General features: G+C 63.4%; 15 protein-coding genes. 6 read left to right on the plus strand and 9 right to left on the minus strand.

The window, feature by feature from the left end; translation table 11 throughout:
- The first annotated feature begins 169 nt into the window (after positions 1-169).
- Together C2L64_RS00945 and C2L64_RS00950 are read left to right on the plus strand one after the other, a co-directional pair.
- A complete protein-coding gene (locus tag C2L64_RS00945) occupies positions 170-1,720 on the plus strand; it encodes a methyl-accepting chemotaxis protein (RefSeq protein ID WP_090834921.1) in 1,551 nt (516 codons plus the stop codon).
- Positions 1,721-1,908: 188 nt separating this feature from the next.
- Complete coding sequence (locus tag C2L64_RS00950; protein ID WP_090834922.1) at positions 1,909-3,216, plus strand: solute carrier family 23 protein; 1,308 nt, start codon at positions 1,909-1,911, stop codon at positions 3,214-3,216.
- A 57-nt stretch (positions 3,217-3,273) separates the two neighbouring features.
- Here C2L64_RS00950 and C2L64_RS00955 read toward each other — a convergent pair whose 3' ends face one another.
- Positions 3,274-4,938 (minus strand): Na+/H+ antiporter, encoded by a 1,665-nt coding sequence (locus C2L64_RS00955; RefSeq protein ID WP_079498248.1) that lies wholly within the window; start codon positions 4,936-4,938, stop codon positions 3,274-3,276.
- A gap of 382 nt (positions 4,939-5,320) precedes the next feature.
- On the opposite strand from C2L64_RS00955, the gene C2L64_RS00960 reads away from it, so the two are divergent.
- The 3 genes from C2L64_RS00960 to C2L64_RS00970 all read left to right on the plus strand — a co-directional run bounded on the left by C2L64_RS00960 (position 5,321) and on the right by C2L64_RS00970 (position 9,120).
- Entirely contained in the window at positions 5,321-6,595 is a 1,275-nt protein-coding gene (locus C2L64_RS00960; RefSeq protein ID WP_090834923.1) for a sensor domain-containing phosphodiesterase, read from the plus strand.
- Between the two features lie 40 nt (positions 6,596-6,635).
- Positions 6,636-7,331 carry a copper homeostasis protein CutC gene (locus C2L64_RS00965; RefSeq protein WP_086909730.1) on the plus strand — a complete coding sequence of 232 codons (696 nt, stop codon included), beginning with the start codon at positions 6,636-6,638 and terminating at the stop codon, positions 7,329-7,331.
- 841 nt (positions 7,332-8,172) lie between these two features.
- Positions 8,173-9,120: an IS110 family RNA-guided transposase gene (locus C2L64_RS00970; protein ID WP_039901856.1), complete on the plus strand. Its 948-nt coding sequence runs from the start codon at positions 8,173-8,175 to the stop codon at positions 9,118-9,120.
- Positions 9,121-9,430: 310 nt separating this feature from the next.
- Here the strand turns inward: C2L64_RS00970 and C2L64_RS00975 are convergent, their stop codons facing one another.
- On the minus strand, positions 9,431-13,027 hold the full coding sequence (locus C2L64_RS00975) for an indolepyruvate ferredoxin oxidoreductase family protein (RefSeq protein WP_086918409.1): 3,597 nt from the start codon (positions 13,025-13,027) through the stop codon (positions 9,431-9,433).
- Between the two features lie 425 nt (positions 13,028-13,452).
- Between C2L64_RS00975 and C2L64_RS00980 the strand changes: the two genes are divergently transcribed.
- Positions 13,453-14,070 (plus strand): glutathione S-transferase family protein, encoded by a 618-nt coding sequence (locus tag C2L64_RS00980; RefSeq protein WP_086910269.1) that lies wholly within the window; start codon positions 13,453-13,455, stop codon positions 14,068-14,070.
- A gap of 27 nt (positions 14,071-14,097) precedes the next feature.
- Here the strand turns inward: C2L64_RS00980 and C2L64_RS00985 are convergent, their stop codons facing one another.
- The 7 genes from C2L64_RS00985 to C2L64_RS01015 all read right to left on the minus strand — a co-directional run bounded on the left by C2L64_RS00985 (position 14,098) and on the right by C2L64_RS01015 (position 21,328).
- Positions 14,098-15,036 (minus strand): ion channel, encoded by a 939-nt coding sequence (locus tag C2L64_RS00985; protein ID WP_079498230.1) that lies wholly within the window; start codon positions 15,034-15,036, stop codon positions 14,098-14,100.
- Between the two features lie 143 nt (positions 15,037-15,179).
- On the minus strand, positions 15,180-15,425 hold the full coding sequence (locus C2L64_RS00990) for a hypothetical protein (protein ID WP_007577858.1): 246 nt from the start codon (positions 15,423-15,425) through the stop codon (positions 15,180-15,182).
- A gap of 89 nt (positions 15,426-15,514) precedes the next feature.
- Positions 15,515-15,736 (minus strand): hypothetical protein, encoded by a 222-nt coding sequence (locus tag C2L64_RS00995; protein WP_007577857.1) that lies wholly within the window; start codon positions 15,734-15,736, stop codon positions 15,515-15,517.
- Between the two features lie 175 nt (positions 15,737-15,911).
- Positions 15,912-16,838, minus strand: a complete 927-nt coding sequence (locus C2L64_RS01000) for a carbohydrate kinase family protein (protein WP_007577853.1) — start codon at positions 16,836-16,838, stop codon at positions 15,912-15,914.
- A gap of 18 nt (positions 16,839-16,856) precedes the next feature.
- Positions 16,857-18,143, minus strand: a complete 1,287-nt coding sequence (locus C2L64_RS01005) for an AGE family epimerase/isomerase (protein WP_090834924.1) — start codon at positions 18,141-18,143, stop codon at positions 16,857-16,859.
- Complete coding sequence (locus C2L64_RS01010; protein WP_007577848.1) at positions 18,140-19,126, minus strand: LacI family DNA-binding transcriptional regulator; 987 nt, start codon at positions 19,124-19,126, stop codon at positions 18,140-18,142. The genes C2L64_RS01005 and C2L64_RS01010 overlap by 4 nt, the downstream gene beginning before the upstream one ends.
- A 363-nt stretch (positions 19,127-19,489) precedes the next feature.
- Entirely contained in the window at positions 19,490-21,328 is a 1,839-nt protein-coding gene (locus C2L64_RS01015; protein WP_090835046.1) for an EAL domain-containing protein, read from the minus strand.
- Between the last annotated feature and the right edge of the window lie 25 nt (positions 21,329-21,353).

Raw genomic sequence — 21,353 nt, forward strand, 5'->3', positions numbered from 1 at the left:
GATAGCAGGCAAACCACTTCGCGCAAACCCTCATGCCGGCTTTCTTATGCCGTGCATCCGTTCATCAAGTCCGCATAACGGGCGCCGTAAAAGCATTGCAGCCCGCCGACCCGCGTTGCCTGCGACTCAACCCGTCAAAGCACGCTGATGAACTGTCGAGGATCTCACGATGAAGTGGTTTGACCGCATGACTGTCTGGAAGAAGCTGCTGATCGCGTTTGCGACCGTGATCGGTTTTGGTGTAGCAGTTGGCGTGGCGGGATTGTCGGCGCTGGCGTCGATGCACGGCATCACGGAAGAAATATCGAGCCGCCACATGGACGGCCTCTACTGGATGGAAGAGGCGAACCGCTACAAGATCGACACCGATCTCGACGCCGCAAACCTCGGCTACGCGCCCGACGACGCCGCGCGTCAGAAGTTGAAGGACGACATCGTCGCGTCGCTGAAGCACATGCACGACGGGTACGCGCGTTATCGCGAGACGATTGCGGGCGACGGCGGGCAATCGCTGTACGACGACGTGCTGCGCAAGACCGAGACGTGGGAAGCGATCGTGCATCAGCAGATCGGGCTGCAGCCGATACCGGAAGGCGTCGATAACGCCGAGCTGGTACGGCGCGCGATCGCCGCAAGCGAGGCGCTACGCGACAAGATCGTCGCGCTGATCGACTACCGCCGCCAGCAGGCGAACGCCGCGCAGCACGAAGCGGGCGCGGAATACGCGAGCATGCGCGTGGTGCTGTCGCTGCTGGTGCTGGCGTCGATGGTCGTGGGCGCGGGGTTCGCGTGGCTGATCGCGCGACGTCTGACGCGCCAGCTTGGCGGCGAGCCGGATTACGCGGCGCAAATCGCGAGTCGCATTGCGGCGGGCGATCTCGGCGTGCGCGTCGACACGAAACCCGGCGACACCGCGAGCCTGCTCTACGCGCTCGCCAACATGCGCGAGCAACTGGCTGCGATCGTCGGCAAGATCAGCGAGTCGAGCGAATCGATTCTGCTTGCTTCGGGCGAAATCGCGCAGGGCAATACCGATCTGTCGCAACGCACCGAGGAGCAGGCCGCGTCACTGGAAGAAACGGCGTCGAGCATGGAGCAACTGACAGCGACCGTCCGCCAGAACGCCGACAACGCCCAGCAGGCGGGCGGCGTCGCGGCAGGCGCGTCGGAAGTGGCCGTGCGCGGCAGCGGTCTCGTCGGCGATGTGGTCGAGACGATGCGCGAGCTCGCGGCCGGCTCCAAGCGGATGACGGACATCATCGGCGTGATCGAGAGCATCGCGTTCCAGACGAATATCCTCGCGCTCAACGCGGCCGTCGAAGCGGCGCGCGCAGGCGAACAGGGGCGCGGCTTCGCGGTCGTCGCGGGCGAAGTGCGCGCGCTTGCGCAACGCAGCGCGGTGTCGGCGAAAGAGATCAAGGAACTGATCGAAAGCTCGACGTCGCGCGTAGACAGCGGCGCCGTGCTCGCCGAGCGCGCGGGTCGGACCATGACGGAAGTCACGCAGGCCGTGCAGCGGATGACGGACATCATGGGCGAGATTTCGGCGGCATCGAGCGAACAGAGCACGGGTATCGAACAGGTGAACCGCGCAGTTGCGCAGATGGACGAAGTCACCCAGCAGAACGCAGCGCTCGTCGAGCAGGCGGCGGCTGCCGCGGGCGCGATGGCCGACCAGGCACGGCATCTGAAGACGGCCGTCTCGGTGTTTTCGCTTTAATGCGGCATGGACGCAACATCGGGACGCAACACCGCCGCGCGTACGCATTTCACGCGGCTTGTCAGCGCCAGACGCTCTCCGTACACTCGCGCGTAGTTCAAGAATCCCATCCTGGACCGCGCTGCGGCATCACGCAAAAAGGCGGCGCTTCCATACAAGATCTACGCCAATAGAGGAGAACCCCCGCGATGGCCGATTCCTATTTTCCACGCTGGCGTGTCCAGTCCAAGAGCGTCGAGGGGCGTGTCGTCAACACCGACGAGCGCTTGCCCGGGCCGCAAATGCTGGCGATGGGCATCCAGCACGTCGTCGCGATGTTCGGTTCGACGGTGCTCGCACCGCTCCTGATGGGCTTCGATCCCAATCTTTGCATCTTCATGTCGGGGATTGGCACGTTGCTGTTCTTCGTGCTGGTCGGTGGGCGCGTGCCGAGCTATCTCGGTTCGAGTTTCGCGTTCATCGGTCTGGTGATCGCGATCACCGGCTACACCGGGCACGGCCCGAACCTGAACATACCCGTCGCGCTTGGCGGGATCATCGCGTGCGGGGTGGTGTACGTCATCATCGGATTGATCGTGTCGGCTGTCGGCACCGCATGGATCGAGACGCTGATGCCGCCCGTCGTGACGGGTTCGATCGTTGCGGTGATCGGTCTGAATCTCGCGCCGATCGCCGTCAAGGGCGTGAGCGGCAGCGCGTTCGATTCGTACATGGCGCTCGTCACCGTGCTGTGCGTCGGCGCCGTGGCCGTGTTCGCGCGCGGCATGTTGCAGCGTCTGCTGATTCTCGTCGGCTTGCTGATCGCTTACGTGATCTATGCGGTCGTCACGAACGGCATGGGCATGGGCAAGCCGATCGACTTCTCGGTCGTCGCGAATGCAGCGTGGTTCGGCATGCCGCATTTCACGGCGCCCGTCTTCAGCGGTCAGGCGATGGCGCTGCTCGCGCCCGTCGCGGTGATCCTCGTTGCCGAGAACCTCGGCCACATCAAGGCGGTTAGCGCGATGACGGGACAGAACCTCGACGGCTACATCGGCCGCGCGTTCATCGGCGATGGTCTTGCGACGGTCGTGTCCGGCTTCGCGGGCGGCACGGGCGTCACGACGTACGCGGAAAACATCGGCGTGATGGCCGTCACGAAGATCTACTCGACGCTCGTGTTCGTGATCGCCGCGGTGATCGCGCTGGTGCTCGGTTTCTCGCCGAAGTTCGGCGCCGTGATCCAGACTATTCCCGGCCCGGTGCTGGGCGGTGTGTCGATCGTCGTGTTCGGTCTGATCGCGGTGACGGGCGCGCGCATCTGGGTCGTCAACAAGGTCGACTTCTCCGACAACCGCAATCTGATTGTCGCCGCCGTGACGCTGGTGCTCGGCGCGGGCGACTTCTCGCTGAAGTTCGGCGGCTTTGCGCTTGGCGGCATCGGCACTGCGACGTTCGGTGCGATCATTCTGTACGCGCTGCTGCGTCGCAAAGGTCCGCAAGAACCGGCTGTCTGATACAGCTATCCGCTTCAGCACAACGGGCGCCCGCAGTTCAGCGAGGCGCCCGTTTTTTTACTTCTTCCCTTTTCCGCGCGTCAGCAACGCGGTCTCCGACAGATCCACTTCGCGCATCAGCTTGTTCATCGTGTCGTCGTTGATCAACTGACTGCCGCGCAGGTCGAGCAGCGTCACGCGTTCGGCGCGCATCGCTGCGAGCTTCATCTGAAACTCCAGCGCTTCGGCGCGCCGCGCGTTTTCGGCGGGTTCCATGTCGTCGTCGAGTGTTGCGAGACGGCGGCGGTAAATATCCATCACGCGCGCCGTCACATCGGCGGCATGCGCGGATGAGGCTTCGTCGAGATCGGCGGTCGCCGTTTCCTGATAGCGGTCGATTGCGCGGATCGCCGCCTGCGCCGCCTGAATGCGCGCCATGCGTTCTTCGGCGGCATGCGGATCGGGCCGGCGGCGCGCGCCGTTCATCAATAGCGGCAAGCCGATCACAGCGACGAACAGCGACACGAGAATCACGCCCGACGCGATGAAGATCGCAGTATCGCGTCCAGGCAGCGGCTGTCCATTCGATAACGCGACGGGCAGCGATAGCACGCCCGCAAGCGTCACGGCGCCCCGCACGCCCGCGATGGTCGTCATCGATACGGTGCGCAGGCCGGGCACTGCATTCGCGACGCCTTGCTTCGCCGCGCCGCGGCTCGCGAACCAGCGCAGCAGCCAGACCCACACGAAGCGCAACGCGTACAGCGCCACCGCGACGGCGGCGACATAGAAGATCAGCCGCAACTCGGAGCCGCTCGCTTCTTTATGCGCGTCGAGCAGCGCGCGGCCGATGATGTGCGGAAACTGCAGGCCGAGCAGGATAAAGACCATGCCATTGAAGACGAACTCGATCATCGTCCACGTGACGCTCGCCCGCACGCGCGCCGACGCGGGGCTCGAGGTCGTGAACGTCGAGTAGTTCATCGTCATGCCGGCGGCGACGGCGGCGAGAACACCGGAAAACTCGAAGTGCTCGGCGAACAGATACGCGGCGAACGGAATCAGCATCGTCATCACGACGCCGGGCGCAGGGTCGCCTTCTTCGGTGAGGTTGAGAAAGCGCGTCGACGCGAAGCTGAACAGCCACGCGACGGCCGCGCCCGTCGCCAGCCCGCCGAGCGCGATGATCACAAAACTCACCGACGCGTCGCGCAGCGAGAACACGCCCGTCAACGCGGCGGCGATCGCGAACTTCAACGCGACGAGACCGGACGCGTCGTTCATCAACGCTTCGCCTTCGAGGATATGCATCAGATGCTCGGGCAAGCGGTTGCGCCCGGCGATGCCCGACAGCGCGACGGCGTCCGTCGGCGACAGCACGGCGGCGAGCGCGAACGCGATGGGCAGCGAGATCGACGGCACCATCGCGTGAATGAAGTAGCCGACCGCGACCACCGTCATGAACACGAGGCCGAGTGCGAGCATGAGGATCGCGCGACGCTGCATGAAGAACTCGCGCTTGGGGATGCGCCAGCCGTCCGCGAACAGCAGCGGCGGAATGAACAGCATCATGAAGAGTTCGGGATCGAACGTCACATGCAGGCCAAGGCGCGGCCATGCGAGCAGCGCACCGAACACGATCTGCACGAGCGGCAGCGGCAGCTTGAGCGGCACCAGCCGCACCACGACGCCCGAAGCGGCGACGGCGAGCAGCAGGATCAAAACGGTGAAGACGATATCCATCGGAAACGGGTGTGAGGAAACAGGCAGTGGCGCGCGACGGGAAGAGCAACACTTGAGACGACCCATCGCGACATGAAACGCCGCGTCTGGAAAGACGATGCGGCGCGTCGGTCAGCCCGAAGTGTAGCCCGACGGGATGACATCGCGCTTCAAAGGCCGCAAGTGGTTCGAAAGCAAGATGCACCGCTGCGGTGCATTGCGTGCCCTCGCGCGACGCATGTGCGCTTCGCGCGGTGCAGCCTTTCCATGCAAATTTCGTTTGTAGGTGCGCCACCGTGCGCATGGAGCTTGCTTAATAGGAACTGATAACGCACATTTCGAGGACGGCGGCGGCGCTTCGCCTTTGCGACGCGCCCGCTGTGCTTTTGCGTGAGAGGACTGCATGACGATTGCGCAACAGGAAAGAACAACGGTGCCGCACGGCTTCGAGCTCAGCATGACCTCGGGCCTGCAGCGCTATTCGGTACAACACGGCGACCTGACGCTGACGAGCGTCTTTCAGCCGATATTCAGCCTGTCGCACATGCGTGCCGTGGGTTATGAAGGCTTGCTGCGCGCGCACGATCCATTCGACCGCGCGGTGTCGCCCGTCGATGTGTTCGGCCAGGCGGCGCGCGTCGGCGACGTGTTGCATGTCGACCGGCTCGCGCAGTCGCTGCATCTCGAGAACTTCAAGGTGCTCGGCGCGGAGCGCGAGTGGCTGTTTCTCAACGTCCATCCGGGCGTGCTGATCGATTCGTATCATTCGGCGGCGCTGCTGGCGAATTTGCGGCGGCTGAACCTGTCGCCGCGACGCATCGTGCTCGAAGTGCTCGAACAGAGCGCGGAGGACATCGAGCGTCTGGCCGATGCCGTGCGCCAGTTCCGCGAGCGCGGCTTCCTGATCGCGCTCGACGATTTTGGCGCGGGGCATTCGAACATCGAGCGCATCTGGCAGTTGAATCCCGATATCGTGAAGCTCGATCGCATCATGCTGTCGCATGCGGCGCATCGCGCGGACGTCGCATCGATACTGCCTGGTCTCGTCGCGCTGCTGCATGAGGCGGGCAAGCTGGTGCTGATCGAAGGTGTCGAGACGGAGCACGAGGCGCACATGGCGATGGAGTGCAACGTCGATTTCGTGCAGGGCTTTTTCTTTGGACGCCCGCATCCGGGCCTCGCCGACGCGGCGCATGCGGCAGCGTGCATTGGCGAGTTGACCGAGCGCTATCAGACGCAGACGGAGGAGCGTGAGCGGCGCAACGCGTCGCGGCTCGCGCCGTACATTCGCGCGTTCGAGCGCGCGGCCGAGCGGCTTGCCGCCGGCGAACTGCTCGACGAAGTGTGCTGGAATTTTCTTGCGCTCGATCACGCGGCGCGTTGCTATCTGCTCGACGATAAAGGCCGGCAGGCCGGACGTAATGTCGTGCTGCGTGCCGACCGTGCTTCGCACGAGACGCGTTTCTTGCCGCTATCCGATGCGCAAGGCGCGAACTGGCTGCGGCGCCCGTATTTTCGTGCGGCGATGGAAGCGCCCGAGCGCGTGCATGTGACGCGGCCCTATCTGTCGATCAACGAGGCGGTGCCGTGTGTGACGTTGTCGGTGGCGACGCAGATCGGCAGTCGGACTTGCGTGTTGTGCGGCGATATCGACTGGTTCGAGGAGCCGCACTTCTGAGATCATGTGGGTTTCGTTTTTCACGACGTGACTCTCTGATATGCGAAGCGAACGGGTATTGCTCGAAGTCATCGCGACGACGGTTGCCGATGCTATGGCCGCTGCGCGCGGCGGTGCGGATCGGCTTGAACTGATTACGGCGATGGGCGAGGGTGGGTTGACGCCGAGCATCGGGATGATCGAGGCCGTAGTCGCGGCGGTGTCGATTCCCGTTAATGTGATTGTGCGGCCGCATAGCCGGTCGTTTGTCTATGATGCTGATGATTTCGCTGTGATGCTGCGGGATGTGCGTGCGGTGAAGGCGGCGGGGGCGAATGCTGTTGTGATTGGGATGTTGACTGCGTCGCGTGAGGTTGATCGCGATGGGTTGCTGCGGGTCGTTGACGTTGCCGATGGCATGCCCATCACGTTTCATCGTGCGTTTGATGATGCGCGTGATTTGCATGAGGCGCTTGATGTGTTGCTTGAGTTTGATGCTGTTACGAATGTGTTGACTTCAGGTGGCAAGGGTTCGGTGCTGGACGCTGCGGATGAGGTTCGGGCGCTCGTTGTGCGCGCTGCGCAATCGCATTGCACTGTGCTCGCGGGTGCTGGGCTTAACGTTGATCGTGTTGCTGGGTTTGTTCGCGCTACGCGCGTCGAGGCTGTGCATTTTGGATCGGGCGTAAGGGGAGCTGCGCTCGCTTCTGTTTGCGAGGAGAAGGTCAGGAAGGTTCGCGATTTGTTGGACTCTTGACGCTCAGGTTTCTGGTTTGCTTTGCTCGTCGCAGGCATCCGGATGGCGCCTGCGCGGCGCAGGCGTTGCCGTTGTGGGTTTGCCTTTGCGCTGGCATCCGCGTATTGCCTTCGTGCTTCAAGCGTTGCCCCTGTGCGGGGCGGCACCTACTTTTCTTTGCCGCCGCAAAGAAAAGTAGGCAAAAGAAAGCGGCTAACACCGCCAGCCCTTGTGTTTGCCTGAGGGACCCCAACCGGTCTTATGCTTCACACGGCGGCGTCTTTGTTTGCGCGCGTTGCCAACGCTTCGAATAAACGCCTCACCCGCTTCGAACTCCCATACACGGGCGAGCGGCAGCGAATGGTATGTGCCGCCCAGGTGGCAAACTGTGTGTAGGTTGCCGCGACGTATAGCTTGGCGCTCTTGCATGGTGGGGCGCGTGCGCTATCGGTCCGAAGTGAGGCGTGTGTAGCGCTACGGCCTACACACAGTTTGCCACCTGGGCGGCGGTGGAATATCCGGTACGGCGTGCTGCAACGCGGGTGTGTGAAGCGGGTGAGGCGCTCATTCAAAGCGTTGGCAACAGGCACGAGTCACGTGGTTGCCGTTTGAAGTGTGGGACCGGTTGGGGGCCCTCAGGCAGGTACAAGAACTAGCGGTGTTAGCCGCTTTCTTTTGCCTACTTGTATATTCCCCTCCGTGGCACCGACCCGATCAGTTGTCGCCACACGGACAGTCAGCTCGTCTGCCTATAGTGCCTTGAGCTCGCAGAAAAGCCTGAGCGACTGTCCTTCTCATCGTCTTAACCCGAACAGTTGACTGAGCCTCGAGCTCGTATTTTCCTGCAAGTATGGGTACCGTGATGAACCAGACTTCTTCGTCCCTTTATATCGGCATCGACGTCAGCGGTAGCACGCTCGACGTTGCCATCCACGACACGACCGAACATTTCAGTGTCGACAATGAAACCGCCGCCATCGAACAGTTGGTCCAGCGTCTGATCGCGCTGGGTCCCACCCTGATCGTCATGGAGGCCACCGGCAAGCTCGAACTCGCCGTGCTCAGGGCGCTCTGCCAGGCCGGCCTGCCCGCTGTCGCGGTTAATCCCCGACAGGTGCGCGACTTTGCCAGAGCCACCGGCAAACGGGCGAAGACCGACCGCATCGACGCGTTCGTCATCGCCCATTTCGCCGCCGTCATCAAACCCGTCGTGCGCCCGCTCAACGATGTGCAGACCGAGCAGCTGCAAGCCCTGCTGCTGCGCCGTGCCCAGCTCATCGACATGCTCGTGGCCGAAAAAGCCCGCCTGGAGCGCGCTCATGCCGCGGCTAAGGAAAGCCTGAATGACCATATCAAATGGCTCAAACAGCAGCTCACCGTCGCCGACAGGGACATCGATTCGTTCCTGCGCGCTTCGCCCGCGTGGCGTCAGAAGGAGGACCTGCTGCGCTCGGTGCCCGGCATCGGTCCCGGCGCCGCGGCCACACTGATCGCGTTCATGCCACAACTCGGTTCATTGAACCGCCGCGAGATCGCCGCGCTGACCGGTGTTGCTCCGTTCAATTCCGATAGCGGCAAGCACACCGGCAAGCGTCGCATTCAGGGCGGTCGTGCCATCGTGCGGCGCGCGCTTTATATGGCTTGCATCCCCGCGCTGCGCTTCAATCCGACCATCAGGGCCTTCTACGACCGTCTGCGTCAGGCCGGCAAACCCTTCAAGGTGGCCATGACCGCGTGCATTCGCAAGCTCATCGTGACGCTCAACGCCATGGTCCATAACTCAACACCCTGGAACCCATCGACGAACTAACCGGCGGTATAGCTTTGCCTGGATGCTGTGCCTGAACGCGATCACTCGCGTGGTTTGCGCTCGCCTGTACGGAACCGGCAACCACATTGAGAATCCAGCACCCCGGAACAGCCTCCCGCTTGACTTCCAATACGGTTGCTTTTCTTTGCGGCGGCAAAGAAAAGTAGGTGCCGCCCCGCACAGGGGCGACGCTTGAAGCACGAAGGCAAAGCGCGGATGCCAGCGAAAGCACAAACCTACAACCCGAACCCATCGCGGATGCCAGCGAAAAAGCAAGCAAACCACAACAAGCGTCGCAGACAAAAAAAACCTACTTCGCTACAACAACAGGAATCCCCCGCAACGCCCCAACACCCTTAGCTTCCCGAAGCGCCTCATCCACAGCCGCCCCTGTCGCGGCCTCGACATGCAACTGCGCAGCCAGCGCGCGCTCACTGCGCTTAACAGCAGCCAGATTAGCCAGCTTCACATGCCCATACCCGCGCACACGCGCATGCAACCCAGCGAGCTTGACGACATCATCCGCCGTGACGTCATCGAAAATCACAAACGCCCGCTGCATCGTTGCCTCATAGTCTGCGGACAACTCGCGCTCCATCCGCCGCTCGACAGTGCGGCCAAACGGATCGAGCATCGTGCCCCGCAGCCCGCGCCACTTCGCCATCACACCGAACACCGGCCACATCCATTGACCAAACGTCTTCTTCTGCGGCGTCGCGCCGTGCTTCGCGCGTGAAATAGTCGGCGGCGCAAGGTTGAACTTCACGCCGAAATCCTTCCCGGCGGTGCCTTCGAATTGCGCTTCGAGCGCAGCACGGAAAGCCGGATCGCTATGCAGGCGCGCGACTTCGTATTCATCCTTCACCGCGAGCAGCCGATAGAACGTCGTAGCAACAGCGCGGCTCAAGCGCGCTTCAACCTCAACCGCGCCCTCAAGCTTGCGCTCAGCCTGACGCGCCGCATCGACCAGCGCACGATAGCGCTTCACATAAGCCTCGCCACCATACGCCAGCAAACGCGCTTCGCGATCCGCGACCAATGCATCGAGTGTCTCCAGCGCTACAGCAGGCTGCGCCGCATGACGCTGCGTCCACAGCGTCTCCAGTCCGGAAGGATCAGCGGCGGCCATACGGCCAATCGAAAACGCCAACTGGTTCATCTGCACCGCCACGTTGTTCAGCTCGATTGCGCGCATCATCGCGGCGAACGACACAGGCACAAGCCCCAGTTGCCACGCAAAGCCGAGCATCAGAATGTTCGCGCCGATCGTGTCGCCAAGGAAACGCGTCGCGAGCGCCTGTGCATCGCATGACGACATGCGCTCTTCACCCGCCGCGTGACGCATCTTGTCGATCAGCGCATCCGCGTGCAGATTCGCGTCCGGATTCTGCACGAACGACGCGTTCGGAATCGCGTGCGTGTTCACGACGATGCGCGTGCGGCCGTGACGCACCGTCTGCAATGCGTCCGCGCCCGCGCCGACCACCATGTCGCAGGCGAGCAGCACGTCGGCCTGTTGCGTGTCGATGCGCACCTGGTTCAGCCATTCGTCGCGCGCGGCGAAGCGCACGAACGACAGCACCGAACCGCCCTTCTGCGCGAAGCCCATGAAGTCGAGCACCGAAGCGCTCTTGCCCTCCAGATGCGCGGCCATGCTGATCAGCGCGCCGACCGTCACGACACCCGTGCCGCCGACGCCCGTCACGAGAATGTCGTACGGCGCGGCGTCGAGGTGCGTCGCAGGCGTTGGCAATGCGTCGACGCGAGCGGCGAGCGCGACTGCATCGAATGCGACGCCTGCCGCCTTCTTCAGCTTGCCGCCTTCGATCGTCACGAAGCTCGGGCAGAAGCCGTTCACGCACGAATAGTCCTTGTTGCACGACGACTGATCGATGCGACGCTTGCGACCCAACGGCGTTTCAACGGGTTCGACGGACAGACAGTTCGACTGCACGCCGCAATCGCCGCAACCTTCGCAGACTTCCTCGTTGATGAAGAGGCGTTTGTCCGGATCGGGAAACTCGCCTTTTTTGCGGCGGCGGCGCTTTTCGGCGGCACACGTCTGGTCGTAGATCAGCACCGTCACGCCGTCTATGTCGCGCAGCTCGCGCTGCACCTTGTCGAGTTCGCTGCGGTGATGGAACGTCGTGCCCTTCGGGAACTGGCCATGATGGCCGTCGTACTTTTCCGGTTCGTCGCTGACCACGACGAAGTGCGACACGCCTTCCGCTTCGACCTGACGCGCAATCTGCGGCACCGAGATGCTGCCGTCAACTGGCTGGCCGCCCGTCATCGCGACGGCGTCGTTGTAGAGAATCTTGTAGGTGATCGTCGCCTTCGCCGCGACAGCCTGGCGGATTGCGAGAATGCCCGAGTGGAAGTACGTGCCGTCGCCGAGATTCTGGAATACGTGGCGCGTCTTCGTGAACATCGAATGCGAGGCCCAGTCGACGCCTTCGCCGCCCATCTGGATCAAACCCGTCGTGTCGCGCTCCATCCACGACGCCATGAAGTGGCAGCCGATACCCGCCTGCGCGATAGAACCTTCAGGCACTTTCGTCGACGTGTTGTGCGGGCAGCCCGAACAGAAGTAGGGCGTGCGCTTCACGGCATCGGCGGCATTCGACAGAATCTGCGGCGCGACGAGATCGACCACGCGTTCGCGGCGGTCGAGCGCGGGCTTGTGCTTAGCGAGCCAGTTCGCGAACACAGGCAGAATACGCGACGGCCGCAATTCGCCGAGCGATGACAGCAGCATCGAGCCATCTTCAGCGTGCTTGCCGACAATCGTGGGGCGCGTGCCTTCCGTGCGGTTGTACAGATAGTCCTTGATCTGCTGCTCGATCACGGGGCCTTTCTCTTCGATCACGAGCACTTCCGATAGACCGGAAACGAACGCATCGATGCGCGTCATTTCGAGCGGGAACGACAGGCCCACTTTGTAGATGCGCACGCCCGCCTGTTCCAGATCGGCGACAGTGAGATCGAGCCGGCGCAGCGCTTCCATCAGATCGAGATGTGCCTTTCCGCAGGTGACGATGCCGACGTTCGCGTGCGGGCTCGGCGCGATCCACTTGTCGATGCTGTTGAAGCGCGCGAAGTGCCGCACGGCGTCGAGCTTCGCGTGCAGACGCTGTTCGATCGTGAGACTCGGCAAGTCGGGCCAGCGGTTGTGCAGGCCGCCCGCGGGCGCCTGAAAGCCTTCGGGCGTGGGCCATTCCATCTGCAACGCGTCGAGATCGACGGTCGAGCCCGATTCGACCGTTTCCGAAATCGCCTTGTATCCGACCCACGCGCCCGAGTAGCGCGACAGCGCCCAGCCGTAGATGCCGAACTCCAGCATGTCCGCAATGTTCGACGGGTTCACGACGGGCATGTGCCACGCGATCATCGCGAAGTCGCTCTGATGCGGCATCGACGACGATACGCAGCCGTGGTCGTCACCGGCGACGACCAGTACGCCGCCATGCTGCGACGAGCCGTAGGCGTTGCCGTGCTTGAGCGCGTCGCCTGCGCGATCGACGCCCGGGCCTTTGCCGTACCACATCGCGTACACGCCATCGACGGTGCGTTCCGGGTCCGATTCGACGCGCTGTGTGCCGAGCACCGCCGTGCCGCCGAGTTCCTCGTTGATCGCGGGCAGAAAGCGGACGTCGTTCGCTTCCAGCAGTTTGTTCGCTTTCCACAACTGCTGGTCGACCATGCCGAGCGGCGAGCCGCGATAGCCGCTGATGAAGCCAGCGGTGTTCAGGCCGCGCGCCTTGTCGAGCTGGCGCTGCATCAGCGCGAGACGCACGAGCGCCTGTGTGCCTGTCAGGAAGATGCGGCCGCGCGTGGCGGTCAGGTTGTCCGACAGGCGGTAGTCGGCGAGTGCGGGGGTGCCGTCGATGGGTAGACGTGCGGTCATTGTGGAGTCTCCTGTGTCGACGGGAGTTAGCGCTTCAGCGCTTAATCCCGTCTCATGCACAGCAGACCAGAGTTGGCGCTTCAGCGCCTTACTCTGGTCCCATGCAACTGGTTGCGCGTTTTGCGTTTCGCTGGCGGCATCGTGTTACGGCTTGCCGTCGTACCGAAAGAGACTCCATTCTTTCGCGTCAATTGGAGAAGTTTCTTGCTACTTTCTATCGCTGATTCATTGACTGCGACATGATTCCAGCCATTCGGGCTCGTATTGAGATAGATCCACCGCCTTCGGAAGCCGGGCTGTCTGAAGGGCGATTGAGAGCGTTACTTGGAATGGCGATTGATGCCTATGCCATCCAGACGAGGTTCGTGAAGCCCGCCCTTGGGTTACGCTATGCCAACAGTGCTGCAACCCACAGGAGACGGACAATGAAACTGTATTACTGGCCGAAAACGCGGGCTTTCCGCGCGCTGTGGATGCTCGAAGAAATCGGTGAACCCTATGAACTCGTGCGCGTGAATCTGCGCGCGGGCGAGCAGGACACCACCGATTTCCACCACGTCAATCCGATGTGCAAACTCCCCGCGCTCGACGACGGCGGCGTGCAGGTCGCCGAATCGGGCGCGGTGCTGCTGTATCTGGCCGACCGTTTCCCCGAAGCGAATCTTGGCGCGCCAGTCGGCGATCCGTTGCGCGGGCGTTTCCTGCAGTGGCTTTTCTTCACCCCAGGCTGTCTCGAACCCGCGATGGCCGAAAAGATGACTGGCGCGTCGGGCAATTCGTTCAGCTTCGGCTGGGGCAACCTGGAGCGCGTGAAGGCGGCCATCGATATGGCGCTCGATGAAGGCGACTGGCTGCTCGGCGAGCGCTTTTCCGCTGCGGACCTGCTGCTGGCGGGCACGCTGCAGATCGCGTTTGTCGCGAAGCTGCTCGAGCCGTCGGGGCGCATCGGCGAGTACGTCGAGCGGGCGATCGCGCGCGAAGGGCACGTGCGGGCAATGGCAATCGAACAACGTGAAATAGACGCGTTGAAGGCGAAGCACTAGCCGTCGCGTGGAAAGCGCGTCGCGTGCTCAGCCCGTCGGCGCCTGCTGCAGTTCGTGCGGTTGAAGCGGCTCGACGTCGTCGAAATGCGTGTAATCGATATGGCTCACCCCGTTCACTTCGCGGATCAGATCGACGAAACGGTGCTGCCAGCGTATGTCGTCGCTGAGCCACGAATAGCGCGCCTGCATCGTCTGCGCGGTGTTTTCGTCCGAACCTTCTATCGTGATCAGCAGCGACGCGTCCTGCTCCGCGAGGCTCTCTGGCGTCTGGCCGAAAAGCGGGCTGGCTTCGTCGATCACGTGCATCAGGTTCCAGCCGAGGTAGAACATTGGCTGCTGATCGCGCACCAGCCGCAGGTCGTAAATCTTGCGCAGCACATAGCCTTCCGACGACCGCTCGACGCGCATCAGCCGCAGCCGCGCGCGAGCCTCGACGATCACGTTTTGCCGTGCGTTCGCGGTGCGCACCATCAGCGTGGTGCGTCCGTCGATGGGGCGCACAACCGCGTATTGCGAGAACACGATCTTCGCGCGCGGCCGCGAAAAGCGCGCGAAGATCAGCCCTGTGGCCAGCGCGATACCCGACATGCCGATGAATATTTCGAGTGTCGCGACGAGATGCCCGTAAAGCGTGCGCGGATGCATGTCGCCGTAGCCGACCGTCGCGAGCGTCTCGACGCTGAAGAAGAACGCGCCCGCAAAGCCCTTCGGATTCTGATTGGCGATGGCGGCGCCGCCGAGTTCGTACAGCGACGCGAAGACTGAGTTCAGCACGAGGAACAGCAACGCGAGCGAGATGAAGAACACAGGCCAGCTGATCGTCAGCGCGCGGTGATAGAGGTCCTGCCAGACGCGCAGCGGCAAGCCATGCGCGATCACTGTGTGCGAACGCATGCGAATTTTTCGGTCGAGAATCCGGCCTTTACGCGCACGGTGATGGTTCGATTCGGGCGGGGTCGCGCTCATTCTTTTTCTGTTTTGCTGACGGTGTGTCGCGCAGCGTCGCGGCGCGGCCATGATGCCCGTCGCCCGCTGCGTCGTGTAGTGTAGCCCGTCCGCCCGGTTACTGACGGCAATGCGTGACTTCAGGCGACGCGACCGGCGTCCGCTTAGGGAAACGCTCGCGGCTTCGGCACGCCCGCGCCGTGCTCGATATCGGCAACGGCCTGCTGATGCGCCGTTTCGACAGCTTCGGCTTCCGTCGCGAAGCCCGTGTCGCCGCCTACTGTGGTCCAGCGCTGCACGGGATGATCGCGATGCCGGATTTCGTATTCCGCGTCCCAGCGCGCGCCCTGAAGTTCGAGTGGCCGCACGTGTATCGCGTACACGCCGTAAAGAAAGAGCGGTTCTGCCATGATCGCCTCCGCCTGTTCAACGAACAAAACGTCGTAGGCGCGGCGCGCGGCGGACGCGCCACGTATCGTTCAATGCGAAAGCCCAGTGCCTATAGTTCGATCTCGCCGAGGATTCTGTGGGCTAGCGCCTTCGCGTCTTCGAGCGCTTCGTCGGCTGTCGGCGACGTGGCTTCGACTTCGTAGAGCGTGTCTTCTGTCTCGTCGCCCTCGTCGCGCGACAGCGCAACGACGCCCTGGTATTGCCCGCCATCTACCGGGCGAACGCTCGCCGTCGCCGTATAGAGACCTTTTGTGTAGGTGACGTCCTCCATGATGCATCTCCTGCAAGGGGGAGATTCCATCCTAGCACGCGATTTCGACGCTCACATGTCGGCGCCCAAAGGCGCGCTCAGCAGGTCCTCCAGCGCGTTTGCATGCCGCCGCGCAGCGGATGGAGTTGCCGGTCGGGCGCTTGCACCGGCAGCTTCTTCCGACAGCATCGGCGGATCAATCCTGCAGCAGCGATACCACTTCATCGAGCGTCGGCGAATGCGCGCCCGAATGGCGGCAAGCCGCCGCGCCTGCCGCGAGCGAGAACGCCAGATGCTCTTCCCACTTGCGTTGCGGCGCCGTCATCAGACTGAACAGCAGTCCGCCGATCGACGCGTCGCCCGCGCCGACGGTATCGGCGACAGCCACGCGCGGCGGCTTCGCTTCGACGATCCGGTCGCCGTCGATCAACGTCGCCGTCTCCGAGCCGCGCGTGACGAGCACGATGGCCGTTGGATTCATCGCGCGCAATTGCGCGAGGGCAGCCGCTTCATCGTCGGTCTTGAACAGCAGCCGCAGGTCTTCGTCCGATACCTTGATCAGATCGGCCAGCGACGCCATCTGGCGCAGCGTCGGCTCGTAGCCGTGCTCCATCAGGTTGCGGTAGTTCGGATCGAAGCTGATCTTCACGCCGCGCTCGCGCAGGTCGGCGGCGAGCTTCGCGAGCGTCGCGCCGAGCGGCTGGCGCACGAGGCTGATGCAGCCGAAATGCGCCCACTTCACCTGCGGCATCCAGCCTTCGGGCAGCTTCGACGGATCGAAAGCGAGGTCCGCGCTGTTGTCGCCCATGAAGAAATACGCGGGCGGATGCGTCTGATGCACGACGGCGAGCAGCGGCGCACGTTCGACGCGCTGCATGAAGCGCATGTCGAGGCCCGCGGCGACGCTCGCGTTCCACAGGTCGTCGGAGAAATTGTCGACGCCGAGCGATCCGGCGCAGGCCGTTGGCAGACCCAGCCGCGCAACCGCTCGCGCGACGTTCCAGCCCGCGCCGCCGGGAACCGACAGCCAGCTTGCAGGACCCGTGCGCACGAGATCGGTGAGGATGTCGCCGGCGGAAACGAATTCAGGAAACTCAGCGTGAAATTCAGGGCTCGCGCTCATGATGCTCACCGTACGAGGTTATTCGGACGCGCTGGAAGGCTGCGATTCAGGCTGCACTGCGGCTTGCAGTGCGTGCTGCAGCACTTCGTAGCATGCGCCCATCGTGTGATAGTCGGTCTTGCCGGCCGGGCTCTTTTCGTCGCTGTATTTGCGGTTGTCGCACGTGAGGATGCGATACCACGCGCCATAGCGATGATCGACGAAATGCGTCCAGCTGTAGCGCCAGATCTCGTCGTACCAGTCCCAGAAGCGCTCGTTGCCCGTGCGCTGTCCGAGCAGCGCGGCCGTCGCGAAGGTTTCGGCCTGCACCCAGAAGTATTTGTCGTGATCGCAGACGGTGTAGTCCGGGCCGAAGCCGTAGTAGAGGCCGCCGTGATCGTTGTCCCACGCGTGCGTCATGGCCGCGTCGAACAGTTCGATCGCGCGCGGCAGCAGCCACGGCAGCGGACGGTGACGCTCCAGGATCAACAGCAGCTTCGCCCATTCCGTCTGATGGCCCGGTTGAAAACCCCACGGACGGAAGATGTTCGAGCTGTCTTCTTCGTTGTAGTGCCAGTCCACCGACCAGTCCGCGTGAAAATGCTCCCACACCAGACCTTGCGACAGCTTGGCCTGACGCAGCGTGATGTTCGTCGCGACGCGCTCGGCGCGGTCGAGATACACGAGATGGCCCGTCGCCTCGTACGCGGCGAGCAGCGCTTCCGTCGTGTGCATGTTCGCGTTCTGGCCGCGGTACGAGCTCACGCTCCAGTCGGGCGTAGCTTCGTCGGCGTACAGGCCGGCTGCCGGGTCCCAGAAGCGGTGCTCCATCAGCTCGAAGGTCGCGGCGATCATCGGCTTCGCTTCTTCGATGCCTGCCATCGCCGCGTGCGCGTACGCGAGCAGCACGAACGCGAGGCCGTAGCAGTGGCGCGTTGCATCGAGCGTGCGCTTGTGGCCGTCGCGCCAGTCGATCTCCCAGTCGTAGCCTTGTTGATGCGGGTCCCAGTGCGCATCGCGCAGGAACTTCAGGCCGTGTTGCGCGTACTCCAGATGCTGCGGATCGCCGAACTGCCGGTACGCCATCGCGTAGTTGAACACGTAGCGGCAACTGCTGACGAGGTGACGCGTCGCGCGGTTGTAGATCGTGCCGTCGTCGCGAAAGAAGTGGAAGAAGCCGCCGCTCGGATCGAGCACGTTCGGCGCGTAGAAGCGCAGCGTGTCCTCGACGTGCGACAGCAGGAAAGCGCCGTCGCGGAAGCTCGCGACAGGCGGCACCTTGTGATTGGCGGTGTTGTTCGAAAGAGTCGTGTCGGGTTGTTTCATGGCATTTTCACCGAGGTACTGGCACGGACAACGAGTTGGACCGGAATGCGAATGTCGAGTGCTGACGGCGTGTCTTCGAGCAGCAGTTCGACGCCGCGCCGGCCGAGTGCTTCCTTGTCGACGGCGATCGTCGTGAGCGGCGGGCGCGCGTGCGCGGCGGCGGGAATGTCGTCGAAACCGACGATCGCGATGTCTTCGGGCACACGCAGGCCACGCGCGAGACACACGCGCAGCGCCGCCAGCGCGGCGAGGTCGTTGTATGCGAAGACGGCGTCGGGGCGCGGGCCGGGGCGGTCGAGCAGTTGCTCCATCGCGAGCGCAGCGCCGGCGTCGGGGTCGAGGCCGGCGTCGATCGTCACTTCCAGCGACGGATCGAACAGCAGGCCGGCTTCGAAAAACGCGCGCCGGTAGCCGAGCGCGCGCTGCGCGATGCTGTAGTGCGCAAGCGAGCCGCCGATGAACGCGACGCGCGTGCGCTTCTGTGCAAACAGATGCTGCATCGCGAGCGCGGCGCCCGCCTGGTTGTCGAGATTCACTGAGCGCAGGTTCGGCGCCCACAGGTCGATCAGCACGAGCGGGCGCTTCATCGCAACGAGCGTCGTGAGCGTTTCCGGCTCGACGAAACCGGCGACGGCGATCGCGTCGGGCGCATGCAGGCGCATCTGCTGGACGACATCCTCGGTCGGGCCCGCTGTTAGCACGGACGGCACGATGCCGCGCTCGCGGCACGCGTCCTCGACACCGTGCAGCACGTGCGAGAAGAACGGGCTGACGGCGAAGTTGTTGTGATGACGATGCAGCAGGAACGTGAGCCGGCGAATGCGTGGGCGCAACTGCGCGGAATCGTAGCCAAGCCGGCGGGCCGTTTCGACGACGCGTTCGCGCGTCGTTTCCGACAAACCAGGCTGATTCTTCAGAGCGCGTGAGACGGTGCCGATCGACACGCTGGCCGCGCGGGCGACGTCGCGGATCGTTGTAGCCATCGAAAAAAGCGGCGGCGCGAGAGACGCGCAGCGGCGGAGTTCAAGTTCGGGTGATTGTATAGTAAAACGATCGCGCGAAACCCTCGTTCAGAGGCTTTCAATACGCGTAGATACCCGTATACAGGCGCAGTGAAGGTGAATCGTTTGTTTAGTAAAATGCACTAAACGGCGTGTTGGATTCATCAATTGATACGGACGCGGCGAAGTTGCGGCCGCAGATGAGCGGGAATGAGAAACACGAATGGGGAACGCGCAGTCCGAACCTTGCTGCCAAGGTGACTGCTCGTCGTGACAAAGGAATGTCGTTGCGGCGTGCTTTGCCGCTGAAGATGACGGCGGAAGCCGAAGCCGGGGCGAAGAAGTTCAGTCGACGGTTGCCGCCGTGCGCCCTTGCAGCAACATCTGGCTTTCTTCGAACCCGATCATCACGAAACCGGACGCTTCGCTTTTCGCGCGGCGTTTCGCGAGCGCCGCAACGGATGCAATGTCTTCGCTGCTGTACACCGCTTCGCCCGATTGCGGCTGCACGAGCACGCAGCCAATCGCCATCGTCACGAAGCCGAAAAACGTCGGATTGCCGCGCCGGTCCTCGCCATGGATGCCGCCCGCAAAGCGGTCGCCCGGCGCGTAGAAGCGCTGCGCGCCTTCGTTGAACACGTGAATGGCGCGCTCTGCGCGCTCGCGCCAGTCTTCGCTCTGGAACAGGATCAGAAAATCATCGCCACCGACGTGGCCGAGAAAATCGCGTGTCGGATCGCAGACTTCCGCGAGCACGTGCGCGGCGAACTTCAGCACTTCGTCGCCTTGCCAGTAGCCGTACTGGTCGTTGAACGGCTTGAAGTGATTCAGGTCGACGTAGCACGCGTAAAAGCCCGCTTCGTGGCTGAGCAGCCGCGTGATGTGCGAGCTGATCGGAATATTGCCCGGCAGAAAAGTCAGCGGATTCGCGTAACGCGCCGCCTCGATGCGTACTTCGGTCACCGCGCGCACGAGGCTTTCGCCCGTGCCGAGGCCGACGTACTTGCCGCTCTCGGTGATGACGAAGCCGTCCGCGAGGTAACGCTGGTCATCGCTGGCGAGCAGCTTGGCCATGTCTTCGACCGTCATCGATTTTTCGATGACCACGGGTGATGCATTCGCAAACAACAGGCATGGCCGCTTGCCGAACAGCTCGCGGTGGTAGGGCAGCGCGTAGCGGTCCATGAACGCGCGCCGGTTGATCAGCGCGACCGGCTCGTTATGCTCGACGACGGCGACGGCATGCAGGTTCGGCAGACGGTTGAAGAGTTCGAGCACGTCGTTGTTGGTCGCGTTGCGCGGCAGCGCGGGCGCATGCACGACCATCTTCGCCGATGCCATCCCGCCCGACGGCGATGCGCTCACCGCGCGCGTCGCCTCGGGGAACACGGCGATATGACCGGCGCGCAGTGCCTCGCGCGCGTCGTCGGAGACCTTGCGCGGCGGGTGCGCATGCGGCTTGCCGAAGAAATAGCCCTGGCCGCAGCCGATGCCCATGTCGCGCACGACGATCAGATCCGCCTCGTTTTCGATGCCTTCGGCCACCAGACGCGCGCCGCTCGCGGCCGCGAAGTGCTGCATCGCCTTGACGGCTTCGAACTTGAGCGGGTCGCTGGCAATGTCGTGAATGAAGAAGCGGTCGATCTTCACGACGTCCGGCTGCAGACGCACCCACAGGTTCATGCTGGCGTTCGCGGTGCCGTAGTCGTCAAGCGCGAACTGGGCGCCGGCCATGCGCAGCATGGAGATGGCGGGTAGGAAACTGGCGACATCGGGAATCGCGCTTTGCTCGGTCAGTTCGATCACGATGCGCTCGGCATCGACGCCCATGTTGCGCAGCATCACGAAGGTGTCTTCGCGGTTGTCGGCGAGTTGACGGATCGCACCGGCGCTGAAATTCAGGAACAGCTTGCCCTCGTACTTGAGCTTCGCGAATGCCTCGATGCAGGTGTGCGCGGCGGCGCGCTCCAGTGCGATCACGCTGCCTTCGGCGGCCGCCTGCGCGAATAGCGCGTACGGCGCTTCGAGGGCGGAGCCGGCCGGTCCGCGGATCAGCCCTTCGTAGCCGAGAATCGCGCCATCGTCGAAATCGACGATCGGCTGGAACACGGCGGACAGGTCACGCTGCGCAATCAGATCGACGATGCGCGGCGCTGCGATGGTGGAGAACGAGCGTTGAGGCATGACACACGGCCGGAGCATTGGACCG

The sequence above is a fragment of the Paraburkholderia hospita genome (assembly GCF_002902965.1).
Lineage (GTDB): Bacteria > Pseudomonadota > Gammaproteobacteria > Burkholderiales > Burkholderiaceae > Paraburkholderia > Paraburkholderia hospita.